The sequence below is a fragment of the Actinoplanes sp. ATCC 53533 genome (assembly GCF_003947245.1).
Window position 1 is genome coordinate 1 of sequence record NZ_QHHV01000235.1, and the last position, 12,040, is coordinate 12,040.

11 protein-coding genes and 1 pseudogene are annotated in these 12,040 nt (G+C 69.6%); 1 reads left to right on the forward strand and 11 read right to left on the reverse strand.

Annotated elements, in window-relative coordinates; all coding sequences use genetic code 11:
• The 7 genes and pseudogenes from DMB66_RS50520 to DMB66_RS50550 all read right to left on the reverse strand — a co-directional run.
• Positions 1-656, reverse strand: a pseudogene (locus DMB66_RS50520) (acyltransferase); the annotation flags it as partial.
• A gap of 85 nt (positions 657-741) precedes the next feature.
• Positions 742-2,478, reverse strand: coding sequence for a carbamoyltransferase C-terminal domain-containing protein (locus tag DMB66_RS50525; protein ID WP_158647622.1), 1,737 nt, complete (start codon positions 2,476-2,478; stop codon positions 742-744).
• The gene (locus DMB66_RS50530; protein ID WP_125811242.1) at positions 2,478-3,668 is read right to left on the reverse strand and encodes a glycosyltransferase family 9 protein; all 1,191 of its coding nucleotides are present in this window, start codon (positions 3,666-3,668) and stop codon (positions 2,478-2,480) included. The genes DMB66_RS50525 and DMB66_RS50530 overlap by 1 nt, the downstream gene beginning before the upstream one ends.
• The gene (locus DMB66_RS50535) at positions 3,665-4,936 is read right to left on the reverse strand and encodes a hypothetical protein (RefSeq protein WP_158647623.1); all 1,272 of its coding nucleotides are present in this window, start codon (positions 4,934-4,936) and stop codon (positions 3,665-3,667) included. The genes DMB66_RS50530 and DMB66_RS50535 overlap by 4 nt, the downstream gene beginning before the upstream one ends.
• Positions 4,933-6,186 (reverse strand): cytochrome P450, encoded by a 1,254-nt coding sequence (locus DMB66_RS50540; RefSeq protein WP_125811244.1) that lies wholly within the window; start codon positions 6,184-6,186, stop codon positions 4,933-4,935. The genes DMB66_RS50535 and DMB66_RS50540 overlap by 4 nt, the downstream gene beginning before the upstream one ends.
• Positions 6,183-7,289 (reverse strand): radical SAM protein, encoded by a 1,107-nt coding sequence (locus DMB66_RS50545; protein ID WP_125811245.1) that lies wholly within the window; start codon positions 7,287-7,289, stop codon positions 6,183-6,185. Before DMB66_RS50545 ends, DMB66_RS50540 begins: the two co-directional genes overlap by 4 nt.
• Before the next feature lie 78 nt (positions 7,290-7,367).
• Complete coding sequence (locus DMB66_RS50550) at positions 7,368-8,315, reverse strand: NAD(P)-dependent oxidoreductase (RefSeq protein WP_125811246.1); 948 nt, start codon at positions 8,313-8,315, stop codon at positions 7,368-7,370.
• A 474-nt stretch (positions 8,316-8,789) separates the two neighbouring features.
• Between DMB66_RS50550 and DMB66_RS50555 the strand changes: the two genes are divergently transcribed.
• Positions 8,790-9,038, forward strand: coding sequence for a hypothetical protein (locus DMB66_RS50555; RefSeq protein WP_125811247.1), 249 nt, complete (start codon positions 8,790-8,792; stop codon positions 9,036-9,038).
• A gap of 309 nt (positions 9,039-9,347) precedes the next feature.
• Here the strand turns inward: DMB66_RS50555 and DMB66_RS50560 are convergent, their stop codons facing one another.
• From DMB66_RS50560 to DMB66_RS50570, 4 genes are all read right to left on the reverse strand, one after another.
• On the reverse strand, positions 9,348-10,322 hold the full coding sequence (locus DMB66_RS50560; RefSeq protein WP_125811248.1) for a hypothetical protein: 975 nt from the start codon (positions 10,320-10,322) through the stop codon (positions 9,348-9,350).
• Positions 10,319-10,459, reverse strand: a complete 141-nt coding sequence (locus DMB66_RS61860; protein WP_158647624.1) for a hypothetical protein — start codon at positions 10,457-10,459, stop codon at positions 10,319-10,321. The genes DMB66_RS50560 and DMB66_RS61860 overlap by 4 nt, the downstream gene beginning before the upstream one ends.
• 103 nt (positions 10,460-10,562) lie before the next feature.
• Entirely contained in the window at positions 10,563-11,129 is a 567-nt protein-coding gene (locus tag DMB66_RS50565) for an NUDIX hydrolase (RefSeq protein WP_233625415.1), read from the reverse strand.
• Positions 11,130-11,401: 272 nt separating this feature from the next.
• On the reverse strand, positions 11,402-12,040 hold a 639-nt coding region (locus tag DMB66_RS50570), incomplete at its 5' end, for a hypothetical protein (protein ID WP_233625416.1).

A 12,040-nucleotide genomic window follows, 5' to 3' on the forward strand; every position in this document is an offset into this window, starting at 1 on the left:
GGCAGGGCTGCCTGGGTGACCATCTGGGCGTTGAAGCCTTCGAAGTGCTGCATGATGCTGGTGCCGAACCAGGCGACGCCGACCTCGTAGCGTGGTTCGGTGTCGCTGAGCAGGGCGTCGAAGGTGCGTTTCGCGGTGGCGGGGCTGCCTGCGGCGACGGTGTTAGGGCCGATCGAGCGGGTGGCGGTGGAGTTCGCCCCGATGATCGTGTTCTGCCCGATGCGTACGCCCGCGGTGATCGACACCTTGGCGGAGATGACCGCGCCGGTTTCGATGATGATGGGGGCGCCGGCGAAGCCGCTGGCCCACGGTGTGGGCTCCCCGTCGGGCAGGTGGGCGATGGAGCGGTCGCGGTGGTTGTGGTCGTGCAGGTCGACCATGTTGGAGATGCCGACGCCAGCGCCGATCCGAATGCCGATCATGGCGGAAATGAAGGTGTTCTCGCCGATGGCGACGTCGTCGCCGATCGCGACGGTGGCACCGCGGTGGACCTGGATGGTGGTGCCGCGGCGGATGGACACGCGGTCGCCGAGCACGAGGACGGCGTCGGCGTCGATCTCGACGCACAGGTCGGCGGGTAGATCGCAGTCGGCGCCGATCCAGATGGCGTCACCGAATCGGGTCTTCAAGTCGTCGGAGAGCGAATGGGTCGTCATGTGGTGAATACGCCTCGCGTGAGTGGGTTCGGGTGGATTATCTGGTGCGTCAGTGAGGGTACTGCCGCAGTCCGCCGCCGGGTGCTCATCTCTGCTGCGGGTGGTCTTTGGTGATCAGGAAACCCCCGATGGCGAGTGCGTCCAGCGGGGTGGAGTAGAAGGTCCGCAGCGCGTCGGTCGGGGTGCAGACGACGGGCTCGGCATCGTGGTTGAACGAGGTGTTCAGCACGGCGGGCACACCGGTCTCGGCGTCGAGGCAGGCGAGCAGGTCGGCATAGCGGGGTTGGACATCGGGGTGCACTGTCTGGGGGCGCAGGCTGCCGTCGACGTGGACGGTGGCCGGTATCCGGGTGGTGGCGTCATCGGTGGCCTCATGCGCGACGATCATGAAGTCGGCCGGGCCGGGCCGGCACATGTAGGTGCTGGCGGCGTCGGCGTGGATGCTGGGTGCGAGTGGACGCCACATCTCGCGGCGCTTGATCTCGCGGTTGACGCGGTCACGGGTGACGAGGTGACGGGGGTCGCCGAGGATGCTGCGGTTGCCGAGCGCGCGTGGGCCGGCGTCGGCGGGCCCTTGGAACCAGCCGATGATCTTCCCGTCGGCGATGTGTCGGGCGGCGACCGCGGCGATGTCGTCGCCGTGGTAGCGGTGGCTGACCTGCAACTCGCGCAGGGTGGCGGAGATTTGCGCGTCGGTGAAAGCCGGTCCCCACGCGCAGGTGGTCTGCCGAGGCCCGGGTATCCGGAGACGGCCGGCGCGGCGGACGCATTCGAGAGCGGCGCCGATGGCGCAGCCGGCATCGCCGGCAGCGGGTTGCACGAACATGTCCGTGGCGCCGGCCTCGCGGTGGAGGACTCCGTTGGCGGAGCAGTTGAGGCCGACGCCTCCGGCGACGCACAACCGGACGCTGCCCGTCTGGCGCATGGCGGTTCGGGCGAGGGTGAGCAGGTGCTGCTCCAGGACGTGTTGGGCCGAGGCGGCGAGGTCGGCGTGGGCCGGGGCGAACCCGGTGTCGGCGCGCAGGCGGCCGGTGCCCGGATCGTAGGAGGCGGTGCGGTGGTGCACGGGGACGCCGAGGTCGGTGTACGCGGCGTGGTAGGCGCGTTTGAGGGCGTGGTAGTAGCCGAGGTTGGTGTAGTCGGCGGTGGCGTCGCGGCTGGGCGGCAGACCGTAGCGGGTCAGGTCGAGCCGGTAGCCGTCTCCGGCGTCGGCGGTGAGGAAGTCGAGGTCATGGACGGGCCGGCCGTACGCGGCCAGGCCCATGAGTTTGCCGGAGCTGGTCCAGTCGCCGAGGCCGAGGTGTTCGGCGACGGTTTCGTAGAACCAGCCCAGCGACTGGGTGAACGGGTACTGCCGAATGACCTTCAATCCGGCTGGGGTGCCGTGGAACAGGCTGGTGGACACGCCGTCGCCGGAGCCGTCGACGACCAGGACGGCGGCGTCGGCGAATCCGGAGGGGTAGAACGCGGACGCGGCGTGGGCGAGGTGATGCGGGATGCTGGTCAGCTGTTTGGCGGTGGCGCCGCCGAGGTGGTCGGGGTTGAGCAGTTCCCGGATCAGGTCGGGGTCGGTGATGTGCTCGGCCGGGGTTGGCCAATGCGGGTTGAACGCGATGGCGATCTCGTCGACGTCGTCCAGGGTGATCCCGGCGGTGGCCAGGCAGAACGCGGCGGCGTGGGCGCAGGAGCGGGAGTCCTTGTGGTGCTTGCGCCGTGAGAAGCGTTCCTCCTCGACGAACGCGATGATGGTGCCGTCCGAGTCGACCAGGCACGCTGACGCGTCGTGGTAATAGGGGCCGCCGAGGCCGAGGATGTAGCCCATCAGCCGGCCACCTGCACGATGCCGTGGTCGCGGCGGCCGACGAGCAGCCTGCGGGTTTCGGCCAGGACCGCGGTGGGGGTGATGGCGTCCATGCAGCCGCCGACGCCGCCGCAGGCGACCTGGTGGGCGCAGGGCGAGCACCCCAGGTTGCCGCGCAGCGCGGCGACGGTCTGGACGTGTTTCGGGATGACCTCGGCGCCGTTGCTCGGCCCGAGTAGTAGCACGCATGGCGTCTGATGGGCCAGGGCGAGGTGGAAGCCGAGCGAGTCTCCGGTGACGACGACGTCGCAGCGGGGCGGGACGGCGGCGAACTCCTCGATCGACAGCGGCGTGTACCGCACTCGGCCTTCGCCGGGGCCGTGGGCGGTGAGGCCGCGGTGCACGGCCTGGCACATGGCTTCGTCGGTGGGGCCGCCGGTGATGACCACCTCGCAACCCTGCTCGAGCAGGGCGGTGCCGAGGGCGAACCAGTGCGCGGCGGGCCAGATCTTGGTCGGCAGTGACCCGCCGACGTTCAGGCACACCCGTGGACGGTCGGTGGCCGGCAACAGGGCGGCGACCTGGGCCGTGGCCGGGGCGGGGACGTGTAGCACGTACGGTTCCTGCTGGTACTGGTAGCCGGCGACGGCGAAGTACAGCTCGGTCCAGGTGGTCGTGTTGAGCCGGGTGCGGAAGTCGTTCCAGGTGTTCATCCGGAAGAAGTGCGCGGCGGCGTCGCCCATGGCGTACAGCCCGTTGTGGGGGCCGCCGTAGGCGAGGCCGGCTTTGTAGTCGGCGGTGAGGCGGTCGACGAGGCTGGCCGCGGACGGAGTTCGTTCGAAGCTGTAGACGGCGGTGAACGTCTCGGACAGCAGGTGAGTCGCCGCGTGCCAGTCGAAGGGCAGGACCCGGTCGATGTCCGGGTTCATCCGCAGGATAGGGGCGCAGGCGTCGTCGACCAGCCAGGTGATGTGGGTGGCGGGGTTGTCACGTTTGATCCGCGCGGGCAGCGGTGAGGCGATGAGCATGTCGCCGAGCAGGCCGAGCATGACGATCAGGACCCGCTGCTGGATGGGGTCGTAGTGCTCGCAGCCGGGGCAGGCCCGCCATTGCCGGCAGGGCAGGCCACCGACGAAATGGCGGCAATCCGGCCGCCAGGCGAACTCCTCATGCCGGGCCGGCAAGCCGAGGGACACGACGGGCGGGGTCATCGCAGGGCACTTTCCGGAAGCTGCGCGCGGGCGGTGTCGATCAGCTGCCGGAGGAGCGTGTCACCGTCGCACGGATAGAGGTCGAGCAGGTCGGCAACGCGTCCGGTGAGGCGGCCGGGATCGGTGCGGTCGATCAGAACGGCGCGGATGATGGCGGCGATCTCGTCCATCTCTGCCTCGCCCATGCCTCTGCCGGTGGCCTCCTGCACGCCGAGGCGAAGCCCGGTGCCGCCGGTGAGGTACGGCACCTCGATGGCGTTGACGACGATCCCCGCGATCAGGAGCAGCCTGCTGGCCTCGGCGGGGTCGAGGAACGGTGCGACATCGACCCAGATCTGATGAGAGCGGGTGAACCCGAGGCCTGCGCCGCACACGGTGAACCCGCGATCCGCGAGCGCCGCGGCGAGGGTTCGGGCGTTGGTGACGGTTTGTGTCGCATACGAGTGCGCGGTGCCTTGCAAGTCGGCGACGGTGATGGCCAGGGCGGCGACGTCGGCCGGGTGGTGATGCGACACCCAGTGCCCGGCGTGCTCGTCGATGCGTTGCGCGAGGTGGGCGGTGTTGGTGGCCAGGACGCCCTTGTGCGGGCCGGGAAACGACTTGTGGGTCGAGGCGGTCAGCACGTCGGCGCCTTCGGCGAGCGGGTTCTGGAACTGCCCGCCGGCGATCAGGCCGAGTACGTGGGAGCCGTCGTAGCAGATGACCGTGTCCGGTCCGACCGCGGCGCGGATCGCCGGCAGGTCGTGCGGGAACAGACACATGAACTGGTCCAGGTAGACCAGTACGGGACCGGGCAGCACCCCAGAGGCGGCGATCTCGTGGAGGGCGTCCGTGTCGATGGCGTACCGGTGCGGGTCGAAGGGCAGGTTGTGGTGGCGGCGGCCGAGCTGGCCAGCGATGAAGCGGGTGGAGCCGTGACCGCCGTCGGCCTCGGCGATGCTCAGCACCGTGCCGCCGGGCTGGGACAGCGCGGACACCGCGACCGTCATCGCGTTGAGCCCCGACACGGGCTTCAGGTTGACGTGCGCGGCGCCCAGCAGCGCGCGCAGACCGTCGGTGGCGGCGCGTTCGACGGCGGCAAGGTCGTCGTTGCCCGGCCATGCCCAGTTCGGCCCGTCTGCGGGAAAGCTGTAGCGATACATCAGGTCGGAGACGAACGGCAGCCGGGCCGTCGTGCTCAGCGTGTTCTCACTGGGGATCAGGTGCAGCCGCCGGATGCTGTCGCGGTGGAACCGGTCGACCAGCTCGACGATGTCGTGGCTGTTCACGGCCGGCTCCGTGGCCGCAAGACGGCCCGGACCGGGCAGGCCGGGATCTTGACCGGGAGATACCGGACCTGTTCCGGTGGCGGCCCGGCCAGCGTGAGGCGGTGCGCCCCCAGCGCCGTCATCACCGTGACGGCGAGGAGTTCGGCGAACGGCTTGCCGGGACACGCGTGGGCCCCCTGCCCGAAGGTCAACAGGCCACCCGCGCGGCGCGCACCGGCCTGCCCCGCGAACCGGGCCGGGCGGAAGCGCCCCGGGTCGTCGAACAGGTCTGGAAGCAGGTGGTTCGCCGCAGGTGAGTAGGCCGCGTGCCAGCCGTGCGGGATGACCCCGTACGGCGTGGCCAGGTCCGCGGTGACCGCACGGCGGCTGAGCATGTTCGGTGAGTGCCGTCGCTCGGTCTCCCACAACACGGCATGTACCGCCGCCGAGTCGAGGTGTCCAGCCGTGTGGATCTCGCCGGCTGCGGTCTGGGCGTTGTCGGGATCCTGGGCGATTTCGATCAACATCCAGGTGAGCAGACTGGCTGTCGTCTCGCGGGCGGCGATCATCACCGCGAGCAGGTGATCACCGACATCCGAGGGCGACACCTCGCCGGCGCCCACGAGGTGGGACACGACATCCCGGCCGGGCGTGCCGTCGACCGCCGCCACCCGTCGGCCGATCATCGCGCGTAGCTCACCGGCGGCGGCCAGGCCGCGCTGGTAGACCGGATCGGAGTCCCGGACGGCGCAGTCGGCCTCCGCAGCGGCGACGAACGCCGCGAACAGCCCCGGGAACTGCTGGTCGTCGTCACAGCCGGGCGGCAGGCCGAGGATCAGCCGAGCGCAGACGTCGAGGGTCAAGGCGCGCGTCGCCTCGTGCAGATCGAACACCCCGAGCTCCGACCACCGTGCGACATGGCGAGCGACGAGCGCGGCGACGGCCGGGGTCATCTCGCGCAGTGGCCTTCCGGTCACCGCCTGGCGCAGCGGCCGGCGGGCCCGGCGGTGATGTTCCCCGACGAGGTTGAACACCGCCCGGCCGAACAGCTCGTGCACGAGCGGGGTGTTGTGCACGGCGAGATGGTTGCGTTCGGCTCGGAACAGCACGGCCGGGCCGCGCTCCCCGCCGAAGATGACCGTTGGGGTGCCGTCGAGTTCCATGGCGAAGACCTCACCGTGCTGGGCGTGCTGGCTCAGCAGGAACGCCATCGGGTCCGCCTGGAACAGGTCGCTCGACTCGGTGACCAGTCCGGGTGGCGACGAGTTCATGCCGGGACCTGCGTGCCGGCGGCGGCGAGCGCGCGAAGACCCCGTTCCACGATCACGCCATGGTCGAGTGGCACCGCGGCGAGGGCCGGCCGGCAGCCGCAGGACGTCGGCAGATCGGCGGGATCGCCTGTCTCGCTGTAGCGCAGCAACGCGTCGACGATGCCGTCCGCACAGTCGGGGCAGCTGTCCGGAAAGACCGACTCGAAGTCGGAGCCGCGCAGGTTGATGCACGCCACCCGCACCGCAGCGGCCTCGTGCGCGCGCCGCACGGCCTCCACCACTGTCCACAGGTTCGGTGGCTGATACTGGCCGTTTTCGTACAGCTGCCAGGCGACCGTGTTGCGCGACACCCGGGTCGGGCACAACGTGACCCCGTCGACGCCGAGCGCGCGGACGTAGGCGACCGACTGCACCACATCGGTGATCGCCTCACCGTCGGTCAGGAACGGAGGTTTGATCATCAGGTAGATCTTCGGAACGACCCCGTGTTCGCGCATCGCCGCCAAGGCCCGCTCGAAGACCGGCCGGGTGATCCTCGTGTTGACCAGCGTCTCGCGGACCAGGTCGTCGGACGATTGCAGACCGACGCCGATCTCCAGCGCGACCGGCCCGAGCCGCTGCACGAACGGGCCCAGTGCCTTGCCGGTGACGAACTGCGGCAGCGACTCCACGACCAGGTGCGTGACGCCCGCTGCGGCGACCCGCTCGGCGATCGCCAGCCGCACGTCGACCGGAATCTCGCGCGGAGCGAAGAACGACCCGTCGTTGTAGAGCGCCAGCATCGAGTAGTCCGGCTCGCCGGTCGTGCGGGCGAGAACCGCGTCGACCTGCGCCAGCAACGCACCCGGAGCCCGGTGGAGGCCGTAGTTGTTCTCGTTGGTGAACGGGCACATCGTGCACGTCGGCACCGAACACCCGCCGGACATGAGGATGACCTTCTTGCGTCCCACCACGGTCCCGTCGGTGCGGCGCAGCTGGTCGTAGGACACGAACCGTGGCACATCCGGTCGCATCGCCTCTGGAGCTTGCCGCAGGTGCAGAGAGAGCGCCGACAGCGACCGGCGAAGGTGCGTCTCGGTATCGCTGCGCGGGGAGCTGGTCATCTGTTTCAACCTCCAGGGAGCGGTTGGTCGATCCGGCAGACAGGACGAGTCCGGCGCGCCGTCCAGACGGTGGCGCCTTCAGCCGCTGACGGCCACGGGCTGGAAGGAGCGGAACAGCAGGTGCGCGGCGTCGCGCACCTGGTCGACGCCGATCTCGGGTGCGCCCGGGAGCGCTGCACGGAGGCGAGACATGTCGGCGCAGGTCCACCGCTGGTAGCGGCCGGCCACCGCGTTCGGCACCAGCCGCGCATCCAGCGTCCGGCCCTCCAGAAACGCCGCGCACCACTGCAACACCTCGGCGAACGAGACCGCGTGCCCAGCGCCGAGGTTGTAGATCCCCGCTGGCGCGCCGGTGGTTGCCAGCCGGGTAACGGTGTCGACCAGCACGCTCACCGGCAGGTAGTCGCGTGAGGCCGTCAGCGCGTCGCCGAATAGCGTGACCGGCTGGAACACTGCAGCCTGGCGCAAGATCTGCGACATGATCGACGCCATTGGTCCTTTGTGCTGCTCGCCGGCACCGAACACGTTGGTGTACCTCAATCCCACCCATGGCAGATCACCACCGAGCTGCCCCATCCGGGCTTCGAGCAGCAACTTCGACCGGGCGTACTCGTTCAACGGCCCCGTACACCAGTCGGCGTCGCCGACGGCCGTCTCCGGGACCGGCTCACGCCGGCCGACCGCGCCATAGACGCTGCTCGACGACGCGAACACGAACCGGGTACCGCTCCGAGCGCATGCCCCCGCCAGCGCCAACGGAAGTTCCACGTTCGCCCCATGCAGCACGCTCCGGCGGTTCTCCAGGGTGTCAGCGATCGCTGCCTGATGAAGCACTGCGTCGAACTCGCCCCGGCCGATCCGTGCCAGCAACTTGTCGCTGCGCGCATCCGACTCCAAGGTCTCGATGTCCTCCAGGCACATGGGTCGCAGGTCAACCGCCGTGGTAGACCAGCCGCGACTCCGGCAAGCGAGCGCCAGATGCCGGCCGATGAATCCCGCGGCGCCCGTCACCAACACCGTCGTCACCGCGCCCGCCCCCCTGCGGGCTGCAACTTCTCATCCATGCTGGAGTACCCGGCGTGCCACGAAGTGCACAGTTGGGGGTCAGCAGCGCGGGGGTGCCATGTGCTCGACGAACGTGGTCGGTCCTGCATTCTGCGTCTTCCTCCACTAGCGGCGACGGCCTGCCTGATCGTCCATCGCCAGACACCGATCTCGCAATCTGTAGTTCTTGCGACACTTTCCGTATCCTGTGGCGCCCGCCGCCCGCGCCGTCTCGGTCCCCCGCCCACAGCGCGGCAGATAGTCAGTCAGACCGGAGCTCGGACGGCAAAGATCCGTGCACCGCTAGTGCAGGGCGATGCACGGAGGCGAACGAGTCTGGGGCCACCACCCGGCGTCGCTCGGTCGGGATGGTCTTGTACACCGGACGGTACCGCTGCCCGGAACAACCATTGACCTCATCCGTGTCAATGAATTGTCGGAACACTGTCGAGCCAGGTGCAGGCGCTGATCAAGCTGATTGGACGGGACACGCTGTCGCCCGACGAGCTCCACCGCTTGGCGCGCATCCGTGATTGCTGCGCGGATCATCTCGACAGCGGGATCGTCGCGGGACTATCGCGCGGAGGCCGCGATCCAGTGATTCCGAGCGGCAACGGCGGCGGCAGATGGCCAGGCCGGCGCCGGTGCAGCGTTCCGGTCGACACCGTCGATCTTGGGCCCGGCTTCGGCAGTCCCTCGCCCTGACCATCCGAGGCTGCGGCGAGTCACTCCATGGCGCGTGGAAGTTGCGGCGGTCCGGAGCGAGCGTTGACGCTCGTGCGCGACCTGAAGGGTTCTGGCACGGTGTCAATGAATTGTCGGTCGCCAGCGTCGCGGCTTGCCGACATCGACAGCCTGTCGGTTGAATGCGAGCCAACTCGGCAGCGCGAGGCGCCGAAATTCCGCGGGCACCGTCCGCGCGTATCGACCGCTGGGCCCACCGGGTGACGCTCGCGCGACCTTGGCCCGCGCCTCCGAAGCTCTGCGTCGCTGGCCGCATCGAGTATTCGGGGATCAGGACGGCGGGGGCGGGGTGAGGAAGACCCCGTGAGCCGGTCGGCGGGTCGCCCAGGCTGGCGGGTCGATCAGGTAGAGGGTGGTGATGCTGACCCGCTGGCCGGAAGCGATCGCCTTGGCCAGTTCCTGTGCGGCCCGGTCGGTCCAGTCGTCGATGACGGCCCGGGCCATCGCAACGAGCCGGTCCCGGTGGCCCGGGGCCGCGCTGGTCAGCCGGGTCCAGGCGGTATCGCCGAGCCCGGCGGGCGGCCCTACGGCCAGGGCGACGGCGTCCGGCCCGGCGAGCTGGTCGCGAATTGGTTGCAGCTCGACCATGCCGTTCTCGACGGCGTCGCCGGTCAAGGTGGTGGGCCGGGCCAACCGGATGCGGCGGACCGCGCGGCGGATGGCCGCTGCGACCAGCACAGTCACGGCGAGCTGGTCCCGGTCGTCCAGGGCGTCCAGGTCGGGTTCGGTGGCACGGCCCAGGGTGCGGGCGGCGCCGGTCAGGGTGTCGGCCCAGCGCAGGCACGGCCACCAGGCGTGCACAGCTACCGCGTGCGCGAGGATCCGGTCGGTGTCCGGCTGGGCCGGCCACACGGTGATCGGCGGCAGGAATGGGGCACCGGTGGGCTGGTCAGCTTCGACCGTCACCGCGTTGTCGATCGTGATGTGCCAGCGCGGTTCGATCCGGGTGTGCACTCCCCAGGGCAGACCGGCGGCCGGGCCGGCGGTCTGCTGGGCGCGCAGGAAGCCGTCGGCCGAGACCGGCAGCTGCCGGTAGAGCAGTTCCCGGCGCAGGGCCTGCCGGTAGGCGTCGACCTGCGCGGCCGTGACCAGGCCGGCATCGACGGCCGACACCGCCGGGATCGTGTCGTCGCCGGCGGCCGGGTGTCCGGTGAGGATCTCCGCTTCCGCGACCGTGTAGACGGGCCGTAACAGTCGGTGCGCGGACCAGGTCGCGGCGTGTTCCTGCGGCAGGGTGTCGGTCACGGCCGGGCCCCGAGCAGCAGCGTGGCGAGGGGAGTCCGCCAGGTGCAGTGGCCAGCAGTGGGATCGTGGCCGATCGGCAGGGTGGCCACTCTGAGCTGGCCGTTGTCCCACGCGGACAGGTGGGGATCGATGTCCACGTCGTGCACCGTACCGTTCTCTCGCAGGCCGTGGTGAGCCTGCCTGCTCGCCCTGGGATCCGCCCCGTCGTCTGTCGGGCCGGAGCCGGACGCAGGATCGGGCTTACACCGCTACCGGCGAGCCCGTGCTCAACGACAGCATCGCGATGCCGTCGCGAGCCAGCCCCGCCTCGATTTCCTCATCGGGGTAGGAGGCCACCCCCGCATCGTTGAGTATGCGCATCACCGTCGGATGCGGTCGCAGCTCCTGCGGGGCGACCTGCACGAGGGCTCCGACGTTGTCGCCTCGAAACCCCTCGGGCACCACCGCGACGCGATCCGAAAGGAACGCGAACATGATGATGTGGTAACCGCCCTTGGCCCATGAGCCGCGCATCTCGTACACCCGGACCAGGGTCAGCTGTCCGACCTCGCAGCCGGACTCCTCAAGGGTCTCCCGCCGGGCGGTCTCGACCACGCTCTCACCGGGCTCGATCCGACCTCCCGGCAATAACCAAAATCCGCCGTACGGGCCGCTGGTCTGACGTAGGAACGTCACGGTGCCGTCTGGCCCCGGCACGATCGCCAGCGCCGCCGAGCTGACCTTGTCGTACCCGTTCAACGGCTGTCCCATCCCATCATTCACCGGCTCGAAAGCCGCCTGGCTCGTCGCCTGCGCGACCGGGCCCACACGACCGCCAACCCGGCGACCCTACGGCAACCGCCACTCTCGGCGCGCCTCAGCTCTGCACCCTCCGGCCACAATCACCGGTTCGGAGCAACGCCCCGCGTCTGCCGGCCGGCGTGTTCCGTGCGGTCCAGGCGACCTGCTGTTGGGTGCGTTTCTTCTTGAGTGACAGGTGATCTTGGGATGGGCTTCTCGCGGCGATCATTGGAAGTCGACAAGCGGAGGGACGGTGGCGCGGTGGCAGCCCGGTGGGTCCCGACATCTGGATAGGAGCCCTATTGGCGGGCGCAGCGGTGGCCGTCGAAGTCCCAGTAGTCGTCGGCGCAGGCGGTGTCTTCGGCGCAGGACCAGTCGGATCCGATTCGGATCATCGGGCCGTGCCGTTCACAGAGCGGCGCGTCAGCCTTGACGATGGCGGCCATCTTCAAAGCACGGTAGGTGCCGCTTTTCCCAGCGTCTTTGAGGCGTATGAGGTCTTGCGGGTCGACGCTGCCCGCAAACCCCTGCAGAGCCGCGCTGTGCAGACGTTGCGCCTCTTCCTCGAATGCTCTCCAGAGACGCTCGCTGCACGGCCTCTCTGTGAGTCGATCCAGCACGGAGCGAGCGGCGCCGAGCCACTCGACGGCAGGTTCGGTGATCGAGTCGAGAACCCTGTTTGCAACATAGACGGAGCCGCGCATTGCCGTGTTTCGGGCCTCAGACATGGCGTCGGCCCGGGCCGACCGATCGCCGGGCGCCTCTTCCGGAACGGAAGTATCCACGTGGCTGACCTTACCGTCTTCCGTGACGAGCAGACGGCCGTGATCACCAACGGCGCCTTCGAAGCCTACTGGAAGTTTACTGTCCAGCAAGAACACGAACGCATCCACACCAGCCGAAACCAGGACCCATACGACCTCGCGGCCTGACCAACA

Coding starts and splice junctions, on each gene's coding strand:
- DMB66_RS50525 (WP_158647622.1), bottom strand. CDS start 2,478: ATGGGCTACATCCTCGGCCTCGGCGGCCCCTATTACCACGACGCGTCA.
- DMB66_RS50530 (WP_125811242.1), bottom strand. CDS start 3,668: ATGACCCCGCCCGTCGTGTCCCTCGGCTTGCCGGCCCGGCATGAGGAG.
- DMB66_RS50540 (WP_125811244.1), bottom strand. CDS start 6,186: ATGAACTCGTCGCCACCCGGACTGGTCACCGAGTCGAGCGACCTGTTC.
- DMB66_RS50545 (WP_125811245.1), bottom strand. CDS start 7,289: ATGACCAGCTCCCCGCGCAGCGATACCGAGACGCACCTTCGCCGGTCG.